We start from the raw sequence: 17,409 nt of genomic DNA, 5'->3' as shown, positions 1-17,409 counted from the left end.
AGAGACCCGGCGCGCTCCTAGAGGTCGGATGCCGCGACCGGCGGGAACATCGCGTCGATCGTGCGGAGATCATCCGCCGTGGGAGTCCACGCCGTCGCTGCGGCCGCGTTCGCCCGCACCTGGTCGGGGCTGGTCGCACCCGCGATGACGCTGGAGACGACGGGGTTCGCGAGGAACCAGCCGAACGTCGCCTCGAGCATCGTGATCCCCCGCTCGTCGCAGAACGCCTGGTACGCCTCGAGCGCCTCCCACGGCGCGTTCTCGTACAGATGCGGCCGCTGCCTCATGATGCGCGAGTCGGCGGGCGCGGCATCCCTCGTGAACTTGCCCGTGAGCAGGCCGTTGTGGAGCGGGAAGAACGGGAAGAACCCGAGACCGTAGCGCAGGGCGGCCGGCAGGACCTCGCGCTCCGCGCCGCGCGCGAGCAGGCTGTACTGGTTCTGCGCCGAGACGAACGGCGCCGCGTGCCGCTCGCGGGCGACGTGGTGCGCTTCGGCGATCTGCCAGCCCGAGAGGTTGGAGTGCCCGATGTAGCGCACCTTCCCCTCGCGGACGAGGTCGCCCAGCGCGTCGAGCGTCTCTTCGACGGGCGTCTCGGGGTCGGGCGTGTGGAGCTGGTAGAGGTCGATCCAGTCGGTCTGCAGGCGAGTGAGGGATGCCTCGACCGCCCTGCGCACGTGAGTGCGTGACGCCTTGGACCCGCCCAGCACCGCCGGGGCGAAGTCGGCGTGCCCGAACTTCGTCGCGAGCACGACGCGGTCGCGCCGGCCCTGGAGCGCCTCCCCCATCAGGGTCTCGGAGAGCCCCGGCTCCTTGCCGTAGATGTCGGCCGTGTCCAGGAACGTGACGCCGGCGTCGATCGCGGCGTCGAGCACCTCGCGCGTGCCCTCGATCGATTCGGTGCGCGTGCCTTTGCGACCGAAGTTGTTGCAGCCGAGGCCGACGGCGGAGACGAGCAGACCGGAGGCGCCGACGCGGCGCTGGGGAACGGGACTCATGCCGTCCACGCTAGCGGCGGTCGCACGGACCGGGAACGCACGCAGCCCCCACCGGAAGGCGGGGGCTGCGTGGACGGCCCGTGAAGGCTGCGCGGCCGGCCCGTGAAGGCCGCGGTGTGTCGTCAGGCCCGAGGGGTGTCCGGGTTCTCCGGCTCCGGCGAGACGGGAGGCTCCGGCGTGACCGGCGGTGCGGGCTCAGGCGAGATGGGCGGCGCCGGCTCGGCGGGCGGCGTCGACGGGGGCTCGGGCGCGAACGGCTCGCTCGGCGCGGTGGGCTCGCTCGGCGCTGCGGGGCCGCTCGGCGGGGCCGGCGGTCCGGCCGGCGGCTGGGGCGCAGCGGGCGGCTCGGGGGCGGACGCCGCGGGAGGGGGCGTGTACCCCGCGGGCGGCTGGCTGTAACCGGCGGCCGGCGGCTGGCCGTAGCCCGCGGGCGGGGGCTCGTAGCCGGCGGGCGGTGCCGCATAGCCGGCGGGGGGCGGGTAGCCTCCGGGCGCGGGGTAGCCCGGCTGGGGGGCGGCGCCGGGGGCGAAGCCGCCCACCGGGGTCTGCGAGGGGATGCCGCCCCACACGGTGCGGTCGCCGAGGAAGCCGTTGCCTGCCCAGGGAGCGGGCGGGACCGCGGGGTTCCAACGCGACCGGTCGAAGGCGAGGATGCCGAGCCACACGAGGGAGAGGAAGAAGTAGAGGATGACCCAGACGGCTTCCTTCTGCAGCTTGAGGCCCACGCGCCATGCCGCGAGGAGGCTCAGGACGAAGGTCGCCAGGCCGATGAGGGGGCCGATCACGGGGATCCAGCTCAGGACGGCGGTCGCGCCGATGCCGATCAGGATCAGCCAGGGATTCAGGTCGCCCAGCTTGAGGAAGATCATCGAGTTGTAGACGGGCACCCACGCCCGCCAGCGGCCCTGCACGCCGGCCTTGTCGAAGATCTTCATGAGGAACCACGAGCTGAGCACGTAGAACGCGACCGCGAAGATGAACCAGACGAAGCCGAAGATGGCGAGGAACGCGAGCCCCGCGCCGTCGGGATAGTCGTACATCGTGTTCCTTTCCGGAACATGGGACGTGTCGCCACGCCGACGGGGCCCTCCGCCCCGACGAGTCACATGCTAGCGATGCGCATACACGCACGGCAGTCATCGACACGGATACCTTGCCGAGGCGCCCGGCGGCGCTAGCCTTGCGGAAACATCAGCGGAAGGACCCCGATGAGCGACAACACTCCCCCACCCCCTCCGCCGCTCCCCGAGCAGCCCGCTTCTCAGGCAGCCGCGGGAGCGGCCGCACCGGGACAGGCTGCACCCTCGCCCGCACCCGCGGCCCCCGGTGCCCCCACGTCTGTGGGCGGCACCACCACGCGCACCACGACCGCCCCGTACGACCCCGCGACCGATCCCGACGACACCGGCGTGCCCCGCGTCGTCGGCGACGCCTCGGACGTCGGGCGGGGATTCGTCCGGGCGCTGTTCGACATCTCGTTCCGCACCTTCATCACGCGGCGGCTCGCGAGCGCCTTCTACGTCGTGGGGCTCGTCGCCATCGGCATCGGCTTCCTCGTGTACTTCATCGGCGGCATCGTGCGCTCGATCGGCCTCATCCCCTACAACACGGGGGCGGGGGTCTCACTGCTCGTGGCGACGCTCATCATCGTGCCGATCGTGACGTTCCTCGCGATCGTCGTGCTGCGCTTCGTCATCGAGGCGGTCGTGGCCCTCATCGCGATCGCCGAGAACACGCAGCAGACCGCCGACAACACCGAGCGCTGAGACTCAGGCGAAGAGCTCCAGCTCGCCCGGGGCGCCCTCGCGCACGCGCAGGCCCGCGGCATCCGCCCATCGCACGAACCCCTCTCGGGAACGGATGCGCGGACGCTCGACGGCGAGCCGGCGCACGAGGGCGCCCTTGGCGTGCTTGTTGAAGTGGTTGAGGGCGCGCACGGCGCCGCCCTCGCCCTCGGCGACCACGCGTACGTACGCCGACGCGACGGCGTCGGGAACGGGGCCGAGGGCCGCATAGGCCTCCGACCGCAGATCGAGCACGAACGGCGCTCCCGACCCCTCGAGCGCTCCCGACACCGCGTCGCTCCAGAGCCGTCGGAGCGGCGGGATGCCTGGAAGGGATGCCGCGGCGCCCAGCCGGTACGGCGGGATGCGGTCGAGCGCCCCCACCGGCCCGAGCACGGCGGAGTGGATGAGGACGTGGCGCGAGAGCCACGATCTCGCGGATGCGTCGAGGGATGCCGGGTCCAGCGCGTCGTAGAGGACGCCGGTGTAGCGGTCGACGGCCGGCATCGCCGGCGCGGTGCGCACGCGGGCGTTGTGCTCCACTTCATGCAGCTGCGTCACGCCGAGCTTGAGGACCCGCGCGGATGCCTCGGCATCCGTCGACAGCTCCTCGAGCGCGCTCAGCACCTGCTCGCGCTGCGGCGCGAGCTCGGCCAGCGCCAGCGCGGCGAGGTCGAGCGGACGACCGGAGCCGCCGGGGCGCTTGGTCTCGGAGGGCGGGAGGAGGATCAGCATTCGTGCTCCGAAAACGGCGCACGCCGCCCGGACGGATCCGGACGGCGTGCGTGCGTGACTGGTGTCAGGCGATGAGGGCGGCGTTGCCGGCCACGATCGAGATCTCATCGCCGTCCATCGACAGGAAGCCGTCCTGCGCGTTGGCGGTGATCTTCGAGCCGTCGGTCTTGGTGATGCGCACCTGACCCTCGGCGAGGACGGCGAGCACGGGCTCGTGCCCGGGCATGAAGCCGATCTCGCCCAGCACGGTCTTGGCGACGACGAGCGCCGCCTCGCCCGACCACACCTCGGACTCGGCCGAGACGAGGGTGACCTTCAGGGGCATGTCAGCCGTTCTCCTTCTGGATGCGCGCCCACGCCTCTTCGACGTCGGAGATGCCGCCGACGTTGAAGAAGGCCTGCTCCGCGACGTGGTCGAAGTCACCGCGGACGATCGCGTCGAAGGACTCGATCGTCTCCTTGATCGGGACCGTGGAGCCTTCGACGCCGGTGAACTTCTTGGCCATGTAGGTGTTCTGCGAGAGGAACTGCTGGATGCGGCGCGCGCGGGCGACGACGACCTTGTCCTCTTCGGAGAGCTCGTCGACACCGAGGATCGCGATGATCTCCTGCAGCTCCTTGTTCTTCTGGAGGATCTGCTTGACGGCGGTGGCCACGCGGTAGTGGTCGGCGCCGATATAGCGCGGGTCGAGGATGCGGCTCGTCGACGACAGCGGGTCGACGGCCGGGTACAGACCCTTCGACGCGATCTCCCGCGAGAGCTCGGTCGTCGCGTCGAGGTGCGCGAAGGTCGTGGCCGGCGCCGGGTCGGTGTAGTCGTCGGCGGGGACGTAGATCGCCTGGAGCGACGTGATCGAGTGACCGCGCGTCGAGGTGATGCGCTCCTGGAGGACGCCCATCTCGTCGGCGAGGTTGGGCTGGTAGCCCACCGCGGACGGCATGCGGCCGAGAAGCGTCGACACCTCCGAGCCCGCCTGCGTGAAGCGGAAGATGTTGTCGATGAACAGGAGCACGTCCTGCTTCTGGACGTCGCGGAAGTACTCCGCCATCGTCAGCGCCGACAGGGCGACGCGAAGACGCGTCCCCGGGGGCTCGTCCATCTGACCGAAGACGAGGGCGGTCTTGTCGAAGACGCCCGCCTCCTCCATCTCGTGGATGAGGTCGTTGCCCTCACGGGTGCGCTCGCCGACACCGGCGAACACCGACACGCCACCGTGGTCCTGCGCGACGCGCTGGATCATCTCCTGGATGAGGACCGTCTTGCCGACACCCGCACCACCGAAGAGCCCGATCTTTCCACCCTGCACGTAGGGGGTGAGCAGGTCGATGACCTTGATGCCGGTCTCGAACATCTGGGTCTTCGACTCGAGCTGGTCGAAGTTCGGCGCGGAGCGGTGGATGCCCCAGCGCTCGGTGATCTCGATCTTCTCGCCGGGCTTGGCGTTGAGGACGTCGCCGGTCACGTTGAAGACGTGGCCCTTGGTGACATCCCCGACGGGGACCGTGATGGGGCCGCCCGTGTCGCGGACCTCCTGACCGCGGACGACGCCGTCGGTCGGCTTGAGGGCGATCGCGCGGACGAGGTCGTCTCCCAGGTGCTGGGCGACCTCGAGCGTGAACTCGGTCGTGACGCCCTCGATCGTGACGCTCGTCTTGAGGGCGTTGTAGATGTCGGGGATCGAGTCGTGCGGGAACTCGATGTCGACGACCGGGCCCGTGACGCGCGCGACGCGTCCGACCGCGGTCGCGGTCTTCTCAGCGGTGAGGCTCATGGCTTCTTCTCTTTCGTATGGTCTATTTGCCCGACGCCAGAGCGTCGGCGCCGCCGACGATCTCGGCGATCTGCTGCGTGATCTCGGCCTGGCGAGCGTTGTTGCGCAGGCGCGTGTAGTCGGTGATGAGGTTGTCCGCGTTGTCGCTGGCGGACTTCATCGCCTTCTGCGTCGCGGCGTGCTTCGCGGCCGACGACTGGAGAAGCGCGTTGAACACGCGGCTCTGGATGTACACCGGGAGCAGCGCATCCAGCACGACGCCGGCCTCGGGCTCGAACTCGTACAGCGGGTAGACGGTCGCACTCGACGCCTCCGCCTCCACGACCTCGAGGGGAAGCAGACGGACCGTTTCGGGCGACTGCGTCATCATGCTGACGAAGCGGTTGTAAACGAGGTTGATCTCGTCGACGCCACCGTTGTCGCCACCGCGGTCGTAGGCGTCGAGCAGGACGCCCGCGATCTCCTCCGCCGTGTGGAAGTGCGGCGTGTCGGTGTCGCCCGTCCACTCGGCCGCGGATGCCATGCGGCGGAACTGGAAGTACCCGACGGCCTTGCGGCCCACGAGGTAGAACACCGGCTCCTTGCCCTGCGAGCGCAGCAGCTCGGCGAGCTGCAGCCCCTCACGCAGGATCTGCGAGTTGAACGCGCCTGCCAGGCCCCGGTCGGACGCGAAGATCACGACCGCGGAACGGCGGATAACCTCGCGCTCGGTGGTCAACGGGTGGTCGACGTTGGAGTGCGTCGCCACCGCGGACACGGCGCGCGTGACGGCGCGAGCGAACGGCGCCGAGGCGCGCACGCGTGCCATCGCCTTCTGAATGCGCGAAGCCGCGATGAGCTCCATCGCCTTCGTGATCTTCTTGGTCGTCTGAGCAGAAGCGATCTTCTGCTTGTAGACCCTGAGTTGAGCGCCCATTTTTCCTGTCCAGGTCCGCGGTCAGCGGCGACCCTTGACGATCTGCTCCTGGTTCACGTCGTCGGCCGCGGCCGCACCGAACTCCTCGTGACCCGGCTTGTCGATCGCCTGGCCGCCCTTGCCCGCCTGGAACTCCAGGATGAAGGCGTCGGTGACCTTGCCGAGCTCCGCCACGGTGGCGTCGTCGAGGACGTTCGTCTCGCGCAGCGTGTCGAGGATGGAGGTGTTGCGGCGCAGGTAGTCGAGGAGCTCGCGCTCGAAGCGAAGGACGTCCTCCACCTCGACCGAGTCGAGCTTGCCGTTCGTTCCGGCCCAGATCGAGACGACCTGCTCCTCGACGGGGTAGGGCGAGTACTGCGGCTGCTTGAGCAGCTCGGTCAGACGCGCACCACGAGCCAGCTGACGACGCGACGCGGCGTCGAGGTCGGACGCGAACATGGCGAACGCCTCGAGCGAGCGGTACTGCGAGAGCTCGAGCTTGAGCGTGCCGGAGACCTTCTTGATCGACTTGACCTGCGCGTCGCCGCCCACTCGCGAGACCGAGATGCCCACATCGACCGCGGGACGCTGGTTGGCGTTGAAGAGGTCGGACTGCAGGAAGATCTGGCCGTCGGTGATCGAGATGACGTTCGTCGGGATGTAGGCCGACACGTCGTTGGCCTTCGTCTCGATGATGGGCAGACCCGTCATCGAGCCCGCACCGAGCTCGTCTGAGAGCTTCGCGCAGCGCTCGAGCAGACGCGAGTGCAGGTAGAAGACGTCACCGGGGTACGCCTCGCGGCCCGGCGGGCGGCGGAGGAGCAGCGACACGGCACGGTAGGCCTCGGCCTGCTTCGACAGGTCGTCGAAGATGATCAGGACGTGCTTGCCGTCGTACATCCAGTGCTGGCCGATGGCCGAGCCGGTGTAGGGGGCGAGGTACTTGAAGCCGGCGGGGTCGGAGGCGGGAGCCGCGACGATCGTCGTGTACTCCATGGCCCCGGCGTCCTCGAGCGCACCCTTGACGGCGGCGATCGTGGAGCCCTTCTGGCCGATGGCGACGTAGATGCAGCGGACCTGCTTGTTGACGTCGCCCGACTCCCAGTTGGCCTTCTGGTTGATGATCGTGTCGAGCGCGATCGCCGTCTTGCCCGTCTGGCGGTCGCCGATGATGAGCTGACGCTGACCGCGGCCGATCGGGATCATGGCGTCGATCGCCTTGATGCCCGTCTGCATGGGCTCGTGCACGCTCTTGCGCTGCATGACGCCGGGCGCCTGGAGCTCCAGCGCGCGCCGGCCCTCCGTCGCGACCTGGCCGAGACCGTCGATGGGGTTGCCGAGCGGGTCGACGACGCGGCCGAGGTAGCCGTCGCCGACGGGGACCGAGAGGACCTCGCCGGTGCGGGTGACCTGCTGGCCGGCGACGATGCCGGAGAAGTCGCCGAGGACGACGACACCGATCTCGTGCTCGTCGAGGTTGAGGGCGAGGCCCTGCGTGCCGTCGCCGAACACCACGAGCTCGTTCGCCATGACGCCGGGCAGGCCCTCGACGTGGGCGATGCCGTCGGCGGCGTCGATGACGGTGCCGACCTCGGTGGCCGCAGCCCCCGTGGGCTCGTACGCGGCGACGAAGTCCTTCAGCGCGTCACGGATGACGTCGGGGCTGATTGAGAGTTCTGCCATTGTCTTCCTTCGTTCAGTGGAACCGTCTTCCGATCGGTTCCGAAGTCTCCGCCCGAGAGGGCGGGAAGTCTGGTGCTAGCCGGCCAGTCGCTGCCGGAGGTCGGCGAGGCGCGACGACACGCTCGCGTCGATGACGTCGTCGGCGATCTGCACGCGCACTCCCCCGACCACGGACGGGTCGACGACGGTGTTGATCGAGACGTCAGTCCCGTAGCGCTTCGAGAGCACAGCGGCCAGGCGTTCGCTCTGCGCAGGGCTGAGCGGAACCGCCGACACGACAGTCGCGACCGTACGGCCGCGCTGGTCGGCCACGAGGTCCATGGCGCGCAGGAGGAGCTGGCGGACGCGGCGTTCGCGGGACTGCTGCACGAGCGAGGACACGATGAGCGTCGTCGCCGCGCTGGCGCGGCCGCCCAGGAGCGACTGCACGAGCGGGCCCTTGGCCGCGTCGTCGCCGAGCCGGCTGCCGAGAGCGAGCTCGAGCTGCGGGTTGGCGGCGACGGTGCGCGAGAACTGGAAGAGCTCGCCCTCGACGTCGTCTCCCGAACCGGCACGCGCGGCAGCGCGCACGGCCAGCTCTTCGATCGCGTCGATGAGGTCGGACGACGACGACCAGCGCTGCTGCACAGCCGTCGTCAGCAGCGACACCGAGACCGGCGAGAGCGGTGCGCCGAATACATCGGCGACCACCTTGGCGCGGGCCTCCGGCGAAGCCGCGGAGTCGGCGAGGGCGCCGGCCAGGTGCGGCGCGTCGCCGAGCGCACGCGCGGCGGCGAAGAGCTCGCCGGCGACCGCCAGGTCGACCCCGGCGGCGCCGTCGAGCGCCGCCGTCGTCGTGACGAGCGCCTGAGTGGTCGCGCTTCCCATTACTTCGACGCCTTCCCGGCGGCCTCGGAGGCCTCGAGTTCCGCGAGGAAGCGGTCGACGACACCCTGCGCCTTCGCGTCATCGGTGAGCGACTCGCCGATCACGCCGCCGGCGAGATCGATCGCGAGCGTGCCGACTTCGCTGCGCAGCGACACGAGCGCCGACTGCCGCTCCGCCTCGATCTGCGAGTGAGCGGATGCCGTGATGCGCGCCGCCTCGACGGACGCGGTCTCTTTCGCCTCGGCGATGATCTTGCGGCCGTCCTCTCGGGCGGCGTCGCGGATCTCACCGGCCTCCTTGCGCGCACCGGCGAGCTGGGCCGTGTACTCCTCGAGGGCGGCCTCGGCCCGTCGCTGGGCCTCGTCGGCCTTGGCGATGTTGCCCTCGATGGCCGTCGCACGCTCGTCGAGCAGCTTCTTCAGGCGCGGCAGCGCGACCCTCCAGAAGATGAAGAGGATGACGATGAAGCACACCAGCGACCAGACGATGTCGTACCAGGCCGGCAGAAGCGGATTCGGGGTCTCACCCTCTTCCGCGGCGAGTGTGACAAGAGCGTTGAGCATCCTGTCTCCTAACGTCGAGAAGGCGGATCAGTAGCCGAAGATGAAGGCGGTGGCGATGCCGATGAAGGCGAGCGCCTCGGTGAAGGCGATACCGATCCACATGAGGACCTGGAGCCGACCCGCGAGCTCGGGCTGACGAGCCACGCCCTCGATGGTCTTGCCGACGACGATGCCCACACCGATGGCGGGGCCGATCGCGGCGAGGCCGTAGCCGACGGTCGCGATGCTCCCGGAGACCTGGGCGAGAACCGTAGTTGCGTCCACGGTGGTGTTCCTTTCGGTTATGGGCGGCAGTCAGCCGACCCGCTCAGTGCTCTTCCGCGACCGCGAGCTGGATGTAGACCGCGGTGAGGAGAGCGAAGACGTAGGCCTGGAGGACGGCCACGAGGATTTCGAAGAGGGTGAAGGCGAAGCCGAACGCGAGGCTGCCTGCGGCGAGGATGCTCCACCAGCCACCTGCGGTGAGGAGGAAGAAGGTCGTCGCCGAGAAGAAGAGGACCAGCAGGAGGTGGCCGACCATCATGTTCATGAGGAGTCGGAGCGTCAGCGTGATCGGCCGGATGATGAACGTCGAGATGAACTCGATCGGCGTCACGATGAGATAGATCGGCCACGGCACGCCGGACGGGAAGAGGGAGTTCTTGAAGAAGTTCTTCGGGCTCTTCTTGATGCCTGCGTAGATGAAGGTGATGTAGCTGACCACGGCGAGGGTCAGCGGCACCGCGATGATCGCCGTTCCCGCGATGTTCAGGAACGGGATGATCCCCGTGAGGTTCATGAACAGGATCATGAAGAACATGGTCGCGAGGATCGGCAGGAACCGCTCGCCGTCCTTCTTGCCCAGCAGGTCGTACGCGATGTTGGTGCGCACGAAGCCCAGGCCCATCTCGGTGAGGCTCTGGAATCGGCCCGGGACGACCTTCATCTTGCGGGTGCCGAGCCAGAAGACCAGGACGACGGCCGTCGTCGCGATGAGCTGGATGATGTGGATGCGGGTGATCGGAATACCGAAGACCGTCGTCACCACATCGGGGAAGAACTCGTAGATCGACGGCGCGTGGAATCCGCCGCCGTCTTCAGCGGTTTTGGCGATCAGGGTCGCAGCTTGAGTGAACAGCGCGGGCTCCAGCTTCGGGGCATCGGGGTGAACCGTTGCGACGATGGTCGGTGAGCGTCACTCCGCAAGCGCTCGAATCGAGCGGGCGGGCGCATGACCACCCTATCAAACTCACAGGCGTGCGGAGTTCGCCGGGTCTAGGCGACCGTGTGGTCTGACCTCTCCCCCTCCTCGGGGTCGTCCGGCAGCGCGATGTCGCTCACGTGCGGCACGCGCGTGCGGAGCATCACGACGACGTCGACGGCGAGCGAGGCGAGCACGCTCACGACGACCGAGACGAAGAAGACCGTCGGCTCGATCCAGGGCTGTCCGCGCAGCATGAGGAGCGCGACGATGAAGATGATGAACTTCAGGATCCACCCGCCGAGCACGATCCCGAAGAAGATCGGCACGTAGAGGTCGTCGCCGAACCACCGGTTGGCGATCAGGATGCTGAGCCCCGTGATGGCGAGGAACACCGCCGCGATGAGCACGCCCGCGAGGGCGCTCCACAGGCCGGTCGTGCCGGCGGCGAGGAAGCCGACGATGCCGGCGAGCACCGCGAGGACCGCGGTCACGATGGCGGACCATCGGAGCGTCGTCCGCAGGATCAGGGTGCTCGAGACGGGACTGGGGCTCATGGGACGGTCTCCGGGACGGGATGGGACGCCGGCGTCCGGCGCGAGGGCAGGAAGGTCACGAACAGGCACGCCACGACTCCCACGAGGAGGTAGGCGACGCCGGGGAGATAGAGGCCGGGCCACCCGGCGGTCGTGCCGATGTACATCAGGAGCACGCTCAGACCCACGATCGCGGTCCACGCGTAGAAGATCAGCACGGCGTCGCGGTCGCTGTGCCCCATGTCGAGCATGCGGTGATGCAGGTGCTTGCGGTCGGGCGCGAAGGGCGACTTGCCGGCCTGCATGCGCCGGATGATCGCCATCCCGAAGTCCAGGAGCGGCAGGAGCACGACGACGACCGGCAGCAGGATCGGCAGGAACGCGCCCAGCAGCTGCGATCGCCCGAAGTCTTCGGGGTCGAGCACGGTCGGGTCGAGCTGGCCCGTGATCGCGATGGCGGAGCAGGCCATGAGCAGACCCAGCATGAGGGCCCCGGCATCCCCCATGAAGAGCTTCGCGGGGCTCCAATTCAGAGGCAGGAATCCGAGGCATGCGCCGATCAGCACCGTCGCGAGGAAGGTCGCGAGCGAGAAGTTGCTGGCGGTGAAGTCGCGCGACAGCATGTAGGAGTAGGCGAAGAAGACGGCGTTGGCGATGAGGCAGACGCCGGCCACGAGGCCGTCGAGACCGTCGATGAAGTTGACCGCGTTCATGACGATGACGATCGCGAAGACCGTGAGGGTGAAGCTCACCCAGCCCGAGCCGACCGTCAGCCCGCCGATCGGGAGCGAGTAGATCTGCAGTTCGCCGAACCACGCGATGACCCCCGCGGCGATGAACTGCGCGCCCAGCTTGATGAACCAGTCGAGGTCCCACAGGTCGTCGGCGACGCCGACGATGACGATGATCACGGTCGCGACGAGGATCGCATAGACCTGGTGCGGCACGCTCCACACGATCGCGAAGTACGGGTTGGCCGCCGAGACGCCGATCGCGGCGACGACGCCGAGGAACATCGCGATGCCGCCGAGCCGTGGCGTGGGCGTCTTGTGGACGTCGCGCTCGCGGATGCCGGGATACAGCCGGTACTTCGTGCTGAGGCGCCAGACGCCCCACGAGAGGGCGAACGTCACGATCGCCGTGAAGAGGGTGGTGAAGAGGTACTGCTTCACGCGCCGTCGCCGTCGACGTGCACTGACTCGGGATCGTCCTCGAGGAGGTCGCCGAGCACGTCGCGGAGCTGCGCGCGGGAGATCGCGCCCTCGCGGAGGACGCGGATGCGGGGCTCGCTGCCGCCGACGAGGCTCGTCGCGTCGACGATCGTCGACGAGATCCCGGTCTTCGAGTAGCCGTCGTCGAGGTAGACGGCGATGCTCTCGCCGAGCATGTCCTGCGCGTCCTCGATGCGGACCGCCGCGGGCTTGCCGGTCAGGTTGGCGCTGGAGACGGCGAGCGGGCCGGTCTCTTCCAGCAGCTCGAGCGCGATCCGGTGGGCGGGCATGCGCACGGCGACCGTGCCGTGCGTCTCGCCGAGGTCCCACGACAGCGAGGGCTGCGCGGGGAGCACGATCGTGAGGCCGCCGGGCCAGAACTCCTCGACGAGCCGCTCGACGGCGGTCGGGACGTCGGCCACGAGCGCGCGCAGGGTCGTGAGACCGGCGACCAGGACGGGGGGCGGCGATTGCCGGCCGCGTCCCTTCGCGTCGAGGAGGCGCTGCACGGCTTTCGCGCTGAAGGCGTCGGCGGCGACGCCGTACACGGTGTCGGTGGGCATGACGACGAGTTCGCCGCGGCCGATCGCCTGACGGGCCTGGCGCATTCCGGGGAGCAGCTGCGCCTCATCGCGGCAGTCGAAGAGAGAGGACATGACGCAGCCAGTCTAGCCGCGACCCCGTCGGGCCCCCGTCCCGATCAGGCCCGCAGGGCCGTCGTGGCGCGGTCGCGCATCGTCAGGTCGGGATGGGTCGCGGCGGCGCGCCATCCGTCGGCGGTCAGGATGCCGCGGATCGCCTCGCCCTGCCACTCGCCGTGCTCGATCACGATCGTGCCGCCGGGGTGCAGGAGCCGCCGGCCGACGCGGCTGAGGACCCGCACGACGTCGAGGCCGTCCTCGCCGCCGTAGAGCGCGGCGGGCGGATCGAACAGGCGCACCTCGGGATCACGCGGGATCGCGGCATCCGGAACATACGGAGGGTTGGACACGAGCACCGAGACAGTCCCGTCGAGATCGGGGAACGCGCGCTCGAGGTCGATGAACGCGAGCCGGGCGTTGGCCGCCGCGACCTCTCGGAAGTTCTCCTCGGCCCACACGAACGCCTCGACGGAGTTCTCGGCCGCGTGCACCTGCGCGTGGGGCACCTCGGTCGCCAGCGCCAGCGCGATCGCGCCGCTCCCGGTTCCGAGATCCACGGCGACGGGGGAAGGGGACGCCGCGGCCCGCAGCGCGTCGATCCCCAACTGCGCGACCATCTCGGTCTCGGGACGGGGGACGAAAACGCCCGGCCCGACCCGCAGCTCGAGGTGGCGGAAGGGCGCGCGGCCCGTCAGGTGCTGCAGCGGCTCTCTCGTCTCGCGGCGCGCGACGAGGGCGTCGAACTCGCGGACCGCCGCGGGCGCGAGCGCATCGCCGCGGAACGCCGCCGCCTGGACGGCGCCGCGGCTGCCCGTCGTGACGTGCGCGAGGAGAAGCTCGGCGTCGACCTGCGGGTCGGTGACGCCCGCAGCGGCGAGCCGTTCCACCGCGCGCCGCAGCGCGTCGGCGACGGAGACCGGGGGGACGGATGCTTCGGAGGCCATGAGCGTCCTCCAGCCTACGGGCGCCGCCGACGCGCTCGCACGCCACCCCGTCGCGCTTCCGACCGCGATCGCGGCGTCGCGCCGCGCGGCGGACTCGTCACACGCCGTAACGCGTCGCGCATGCTCGTTTAGGCTGATTGCGTCCCGATCACCCGAGCCGCTGGTCGCGCCCGGGTGCTGCCGACCCACCCGAAAGGTCCGCCAATGCCCGGCATCCACTCCGACATCACGAGCGCATTCGGCAACACCCCGCTCGTCCGCCTCAACCGCGTGACCGAAGGGCTCCCGGGCACGGTGCTCGCCAAGCTCGAGTTCTACAACCCGGCCTCGAGCGTCAAGGACCGCCTCGGCATCGCGATCGTCGACGCCGCCGAGGCCTCCGGTCAGCTCAAGCCCGGCGGGACGATCGTCGAGGCCACGAGCGGCAACACCGGCATCGCCCTCGCGATGGTCGGTGCGGCACGCGGCTACAAGGTCATCCTCGCGATGCCGTCGTCGATGTCGACCGAGCGCCGCCTGCTCCTCAAGGCCTATGGCGCCGAGCTCGTCCTGACCGACCCGGCGGGCGGCATGAAGACCGCCCTCGCGAAGGCCGAGGAGATCGTCGCGGAGACTCCCGACGCGATCCTGGCGCGCCAGTTCGAGAACGAGGCGAACCCCGCGATCCACCGCGCCACCACGGCCGAGGAGATCCTCCGCGACACCGAGGGCAAGGTCGACTACTTCGTCGCCGGCATCGGGACGGGCGGCACCATCACGGGCGTCGGCCAGGTGCTCAAGGAGCGCGTGCCGGGCGCCAAGGTCGTCGCCGTCGAGCCGGCCGACTCCCCCCTCCTCACCAAGGGCACCCCCGGACCGCACAAGATCCAGGGCCTCGGACCGAACTTCATCCCCGCGATCCTCGACCAGGGCGTCATCGACGAGGTCATCGACGTCGAGCTCGACGACGCGCTGCGCGTCGCGCGCGAGGTCGGCGTCAAGGAGGGCATCCTCGTCGGCATCTCCAGCGGGGCCGCCATCTGGGCCGCTCTGCAGGTCGCCGCGCGCCCCGAGGCCGCGGGCAAGAATATCGTTGTCGTGGTGCCCTCGTTCGGAGAGCGCTACCTCTCGACGATCCTCTACGAAGACCTCCGAGAGGGCTGAACCGCCCACCGCCGAGGAACTCCGTGCCCCGCATCCACTCCGACATCACGACCGCCTTCGGCGACACCCCGCTGGTCCGACTCAACCGTCTGACGGCGGGGCTCGGCGCCGAGGTGCTCGTGAAGCTCGAGTTCTACAATCCCGGCTCGAGCGTCAAGGACCGCCTCGGCTTCGCGCTCGTCGAGGCCGCCGAGCAGTCCGGTGAACTGCAGCCGGGCGGGACGATCGTGGAGTCCACGAGCGGCAACACGGGCATCGCGCTCGCCCTCATCGGCGCGGCGCGCGGCTACAAGGTCATCCTCACGATGCCCGCGTCCATGTCGAAGGAGCGCCGGACGCTCCTCAAGGCCTACGGCGCCGAGCTCGTGCTCACCGACCCCTACAAGGGCATGACCGAGGCCGTCGACACCGCCCGGCGCATCGTCGCCGAGACGCCCGGCGCGATCCTGGCCCGCCAGTTCGAGCACCCCGCGAACGCCGCGATCCACCGGCGCACGACGGCCGAGGAGATCTGGCGCGACACCGACGGCGAGCTCGACTGGTTCGTCGCGGGTTCGGGCACGGGCGGCACGATCACCGGCGTCTCGCAGGTGCTGAAGGAGCGCAATCCGGCCCTGAAGTCCGTGCTCGTCGAGCCGAAGGACTCCCCCGTCCTGTCGGAGGGCCACGCCGGCGGCCACCGCATCCAGGGCATCGGGCCGAACTTCGTCCCCGACGTGCTCGACCGGAGCGTCATCGACGAAATCCTCACCGTCGAGTTCGAGGACGCGATCGAGGTGGCCCGTCGCCTCGCCGCCGAGGAGGGCATCCTCGGCGGCATGTCGGCGGGAGCCGCCGTCTGGGCGGCGCTGGAGGTCGCCGCGCGCCCCGAGGCCGAAGGACAGCGCATCGTCGTGATCGTCCCCGACTCCGGTGAGCGCTACCTCTCGACGGCGCTCTACGAGCACGTCCGCGAGTCCGAGGCGGCGAAGGCATGAGCATCGGCGTGCTGGCACGGATCCGCGAAGACCTCGCGGCGGCGAAGCTCCGCGACCCCGCCGCGCGCAGCGGCCTCGAGATCGCCGTCCTCTACCCCGGTCTGCACGCCGTGTGGGCGCATCGCGTGGACCACTGGCTGTGGCAGCGGGGCTACCGGTTCCTCGCGCGGGCCGGGTCGCAGATCACGCGGTGGCTCACCGGCATCGAGATCCACCCCGGCGCGACCATCGGGCGGCGGTTCTTCATCGACCACGGCATGGGCGTCGTGATCGGCGAGACCGCGGAGGTCGGCGACGACGTCATGCTCTACCACGGCGTCACGCTGGGCGGCCGGACCCGCGACGGCGGCAAGCGCCACCCCACGCTCGGTGACGGCGTCGCCGTCGGCGCGGGCGCCAAGGTGCTCGGACCGATCACGATCGGCTCGGGCTCGGTCATCGGGGCGAACGCGGTCGTGACGAAGGATGCCCCGCCCGACAGCATCCTCGTCGGCGTCCCGGCGAAGCCGCGGACACGGCAGGCGGGCGAAGACACCCGCGCGCTCCTCGCCGCGCCGGACTACCAGATCTGACCGCAGCCCTCGACATCCGGGACGGTCCCCCGGACATGAGGCGAGCGCTCCGGATCCGATCCGCTCGTGTGCGGGCGCTCAGGATCCGGCGCGGTCGAGCCAGTCGGCGAGGAGCGCTCCGACGAGCGCCGGACGCTCGTGCGGGAGCGCATGACCGGCATCCGCGATCGTCGCGACCGTCGCGTGCGGGCACCGATCGGCGAGGCGCTGCTGCCGGTGCCATCCGACGTAGCGGTCCTGCCTCGCGGTGACGATGAGCATCGGCGCGGTGATGGCGACCTGGTCGGGATCGACGGCGTGCGGCCCGGCGCCGATCGCCCGCTCGAGCGTCTCGTCGTCGACGTCCCCCATGGCCGGCAGGACGTCGCGGCGGAACCTGTCGAGGGTCTCCGCGGTGCGCACGACGAAGTACCCTTCGAACTCCTCGCGCTCGCCCTGCTCGAGGGCGTCCGCGACGCCGTCGTCGCGGACGACGTCTCCGCGTGCGGTGTCCCACGGGCCGGGGATGACGGGGCAGATGAGGGCGATCCCCGCCAGCCGGGACGGATGCCGCGCCGCCAGCGCCCGCGCGACGTGGCCGCCGTAGGAGTGCCCGAGGAGGAGGAACGATCCCGTGGCGGCCTCGGCCTCCAGGACGAGGTCGAGCAGGTCGAGCACGCCGTCGGGACTGGCCACGCCGGATGACGGACGCGATTCGCCGTGCCCCGGCAGGTCCGCGTAGATGCGGCGCACGGCGCGCGTCCCGATCATCGGCTCGAGGAATCCGCGCACCTCGCCGCGGCTCGAGTACGCCCCGTGCAGGGCGAGCAGCGGAACGCCCTCACCCACCACGTCGTAGGCGACCGACGCGTGGGCGCCCGCCCGGACGCGGCGCGTGAGCGAATCGGCGAGGGAGAGGCGAGGCATCC

20 protein-coding genes are annotated in these 17,409 nt (G+C 70.1%); 4 read left to right on the top strand and 16 right to left on the bottom strand.

What is annotated here, in order from left to right:
* Positions 1-17: 17 nt before the first annotated feature.
* Positions 18-998 (bottom strand): aldo/keto reductase, encoded by a 981-nt coding sequence (locus ACSBPH_RS15345; protein WP_442575182.1) that lies wholly within the window; start codon positions 996-998, stop codon positions 18-20.
* A gap of 122 nt (positions 999-1,120) precedes the next feature.
* Positions 1,121-2,038, bottom strand: coding sequence for a large exoprotein (locus tag ACSBPH_RS15340; protein WP_442575181.1), 918 nt, complete (start codon positions 2,036-2,038; stop codon positions 1,121-1,123).
* Between the two features lie 168 nt (positions 2,039-2,206).
* Between ACSBPH_RS15340 and ACSBPH_RS15335 the strand changes: the two genes are divergently transcribed.
* Positions 2,207-2,764 carry a DUF4282 domain-containing protein gene (locus tag ACSBPH_RS15335; protein WP_442575180.1) on the top strand — a complete coding sequence of 186 codons (558 nt, stop codon included), beginning with the start codon at positions 2,207-2,209 and terminating at the stop codon, positions 2,762-2,764.
* Between the two features lie 3 nt (positions 2,765-2,767).
* Here ACSBPH_RS15335 and ACSBPH_RS15330 read toward each other — a convergent pair whose 3' ends face one another.
* The 13 genes from ACSBPH_RS15330 to prmC form a co-directional block, all read right to left on the bottom strand.
* Complete coding sequence (locus ACSBPH_RS15330; RefSeq protein WP_442575179.1) at positions 2,768-3,517, bottom strand: YaaA family protein; 750 nt, start codon at positions 3,515-3,517, stop codon at positions 2,768-2,770.
* Between the two features lie 64 nt (positions 3,518-3,581).
* A complete protein-coding gene (locus ACSBPH_RS15325; RefSeq protein ID WP_442575178.1) occupies positions 3,582-3,842 on the bottom strand; it encodes a F0F1 ATP synthase subunit epsilon in 261 nt (86 codons plus the stop codon).
* Position 3,843: 1 nt separating this feature from the next.
* Positions 3,844-5,289, bottom strand: a complete 1,446-nt coding sequence (gene atpD / locus ACSBPH_RS15320; RefSeq protein WP_442575177.1) for a F0F1 ATP synthase subunit beta — start codon at positions 5,287-5,289, stop codon at positions 3,844-3,846.
* A gap of 22 nt (positions 5,290-5,311) precedes the next feature.
* Positions 5,312-6,205, bottom strand: a complete 894-nt coding sequence (locus ACSBPH_RS15315) for a F0F1 ATP synthase subunit gamma (protein WP_442575176.1) — start codon at positions 6,203-6,205, stop codon at positions 5,312-5,314.
* Between the two features lie 21 nt (positions 6,206-6,226).
* A complete protein-coding gene (atpA, locus tag ACSBPH_RS15310; RefSeq protein ID WP_442575175.1) occupies positions 6,227-7,867 on the bottom strand; it encodes a F0F1 ATP synthase subunit alpha in 1,641 nt (546 codons plus the stop codon).
* 75 nt (positions 7,868-7,942) lie between these two features.
* Positions 7,943-8,734, bottom strand: coding sequence for a F0F1 ATP synthase subunit delta (locus tag ACSBPH_RS15305; protein ID WP_442575174.1), 792 nt, complete (start codon positions 8,732-8,734; stop codon positions 7,943-7,945).
* The gene (locus ACSBPH_RS15300; protein WP_442575173.1) at positions 8,734-9,297 is read right to left on the bottom strand and encodes a F0F1 ATP synthase subunit B; all 564 of its coding nucleotides are present in this window, start codon (positions 9,295-9,297) and stop codon (positions 8,734-8,736) included. Before ACSBPH_RS15300 ends, ACSBPH_RS15305 begins: the two co-directional genes overlap by 1 nt.
* 27 nt (positions 9,298-9,324) lie before the next feature.
* Positions 9,325-9,561, bottom strand: a complete 237-nt coding sequence (atpE, locus tag ACSBPH_RS15295) for an ATP synthase F0 subunit C (protein ID WP_141882353.1) — start codon at positions 9,559-9,561, stop codon at positions 9,325-9,327.
* 43 nt (positions 9,562-9,604) lie between these two features.
* Positions 9,605-10,414, bottom strand: coding sequence for a F0F1 ATP synthase subunit A (atpB, locus tag ACSBPH_RS15290; RefSeq protein ID WP_442577323.1), 810 nt, complete (start codon positions 10,412-10,414; stop codon positions 9,605-9,607).
* A gap of 137 nt (positions 10,415-10,551) precedes the next feature.
* Positions 10,552-11,034, bottom strand: coding sequence for a hypothetical protein (locus ACSBPH_RS15285; protein ID WP_442575172.1), 483 nt, complete (start codon positions 11,032-11,034; stop codon positions 10,552-10,554).
* A complete protein-coding gene (locus ACSBPH_RS15280; RefSeq protein WP_442575171.1) occupies positions 11,031-12,185 on the bottom strand; it encodes an MraY family glycosyltransferase in 1,155 nt (384 codons plus the stop codon). The genes ACSBPH_RS15285 and ACSBPH_RS15280 overlap by 4 nt, the downstream gene beginning before the upstream one ends.
* Positions 12,182-12,880, bottom strand: coding sequence for an L-threonylcarbamoyladenylate synthase (locus ACSBPH_RS15275; RefSeq protein WP_442575170.1), 699 nt, complete (start codon positions 12,878-12,880; stop codon positions 12,182-12,184). Before ACSBPH_RS15275 ends, ACSBPH_RS15280 begins: the two co-directional genes overlap by 4 nt.
* Positions 12,881-12,924: 44 nt before the next feature.
* The gene (gene prmC / locus ACSBPH_RS15270; protein WP_442575169.1) at positions 12,925-13,809 is read right to left on the bottom strand and encodes a peptide chain release factor N(5)-glutamine methyltransferase; all 885 of its coding nucleotides are present in this window, start codon (positions 13,807-13,809) and stop codon (positions 12,925-12,927) included.
* Between the two features lie 204 nt (positions 13,810-14,013).
* Between prmC and cysK (ACSBPH_RS15265) the strand changes: the two genes are divergently transcribed.
* The 3 genes from cysK (ACSBPH_RS15265) to epsC are packed head-to-tail and all read left to right on the top strand — an operon-like array spanning position 14,014 to position 16,501.
* A complete protein-coding gene (gene cysK / locus ACSBPH_RS15265) occupies positions 14,014-14,952 on the top strand; it encodes a cysteine synthase A (RefSeq protein ID WP_442575168.1) in 939 nt (312 codons plus the stop codon).
* A gap of 23 nt (positions 14,953-14,975) precedes the next feature.
* The gene (gene cysK, locus ACSBPH_RS15260; RefSeq protein WP_442575167.1) at positions 14,976-15,929 is read left to right on the top strand and encodes a cysteine synthase A; all 954 of its coding nucleotides are present in this window, start codon (positions 14,976-14,978) and stop codon (positions 15,927-15,929) included.
* Positions 15,926-16,501 carry a serine O-acetyltransferase EpsC gene (gene epsC, locus ACSBPH_RS15255; RefSeq protein WP_442575166.1) on the top strand — a complete coding sequence of 192 codons (576 nt, stop codon included), beginning with the start codon at positions 15,926-15,928 and terminating at the stop codon, positions 16,499-16,501. Before cysK (ACSBPH_RS15260) ends, epsC begins: the two co-directional genes overlap by 4 nt.
* Positions 16,502-16,579: 78 nt before the next feature.
* On the opposite strand, the gene ACSBPH_RS15250 is transcribed toward epsC, so the two are convergent.
* Positions 16,580-17,407, bottom strand: a complete 828-nt coding sequence (locus tag ACSBPH_RS15250; protein WP_442575165.1) for an alpha/beta fold hydrolase — start codon at positions 17,405-17,407, stop codon at positions 16,580-16,582.
* Positions 17,408-17,409 lie beyond the last annotated feature (2 nt).

Source organism: Microbacterium sp. F51-2R (assembly GCF_052180235.1).
In the GTDB taxonomy this organism is placed as follows: domain Bacteria; phylum Actinomycetota; class Actinomycetes; order Actinomycetales; family Microbacteriaceae; genus Microbacterium.
This window is presented reverse-complemented; position numbering and strand designations above follow the sequence as displayed.

What these genes read in the sequence shown, in the direction of transcription:
- ACSBPH_RS15345 (WP_442575182.1), bottom strand. Translation starts at nt 998, where the DNA reads ATGAGTCCCGTTCCCCAGCGCCGCGTCGGCGCCTCCGGTCTGCTCGTC.
- ACSBPH_RS15340 (WP_442575181.1), bottom strand. Translation starts at nt 2,038, where the DNA reads ATGTACGACTATCCCGACGGCGCGGGGCTCGCGTTCCTCGCCATCTTC.
- ACSBPH_RS15335 (WP_442575180.1), top strand. Translation starts at nt 2,207, where the DNA reads ATGAGCGACAACACTCCCCCACCCCCTCCGCCGCTCCCCGAGCAGCCC.
- ACSBPH_RS15330 (WP_442575179.1), bottom strand. Translation starts at nt 3,517, where the DNA reads ATGCTGATCCTCCTCCCGCCCTCCGAGACCAAGCGCCCCGGCGGCTCC.
- ACSBPH_RS15325 (WP_442575178.1), bottom strand. Translation starts at nt 3,842, where the DNA reads ATGCCCCTGAAGGTCACCCTCGTCTCGGCCGAGTCCGAGGTGTGGTCG.
- atpD (WP_442575177.1), bottom strand. Translation starts at nt 5,289, where the DNA reads ATGAGCCTCACCGCTGAGAAGACCGCGACCGCGGTCGGACGCGTCGCG.
- ACSBPH_RS15315 (WP_442575176.1), bottom strand. Translation starts at nt 6,205, where the DNA reads ATGGGCGCTCAACTCAGGGTCTACAAGCAGAAGATCGCTTCTGCTCAG.
- atpA (WP_442575175.1), bottom strand. Translation starts at nt 7,867, where the DNA reads ATGGCAGAACTCTCAATCAGCCCCGACGTCATCCGTGACGCGCTGAAG.
- ACSBPH_RS15305 (WP_442575174.1), bottom strand. Translation starts at nt 8,734, where the DNA reads ATGGGAAGCGCGACCACTCAGGCGCTCGTCACGACGACGGCGGCGCTC.
- ACSBPH_RS15300 (WP_442575173.1), bottom strand. Translation starts at nt 9,297, where the DNA reads ATGCTCAACGCTCTTGTCACACTCGCCGCGGAAGAGGGTGAGACCCCG.
- ACSBPH_RS15285 (WP_442575172.1), bottom strand. Translation starts at nt 11,034, where the DNA reads ATGAGCCCCAGTCCCGTCTCGAGCACCCTGATCCTGCGGACGACGCTC.
- ACSBPH_RS15275 (WP_442575170.1), bottom strand. Translation starts at nt 12,880, where the DNA reads ATGTCCTCTCTCTTCGACTGCCGCGATGAGGCGCAGCTGCTCCCCGGA.
- prmC (WP_442575169.1), bottom strand. Translation starts at nt 13,809, where the DNA reads ATGGCCTCCGAAGCATCCGTCCCCCCGGTCTCCGTCGCCGACGCGCTG.
- cysK (WP_442575168.1), top strand. Translation starts at nt 14,014, where the DNA reads ATGCCCGGCATCCACTCCGACATCACGAGCGCATTCGGCAACACCCCG.
- epsC (WP_442575166.1), top strand. Translation starts at nt 15,926, where the DNA reads ATGAGCATCGGCGTGCTGGCACGGATCCGCGAAGACCTCGCGGCGGCG.
- ACSBPH_RS15250 (WP_442575165.1), bottom strand. Translation starts at nt 17,407, where the DNA reads ATGCCTCGCCTCTCCCTCGCCGATTCGCTCACGCGCCGCGTCCGGGCG.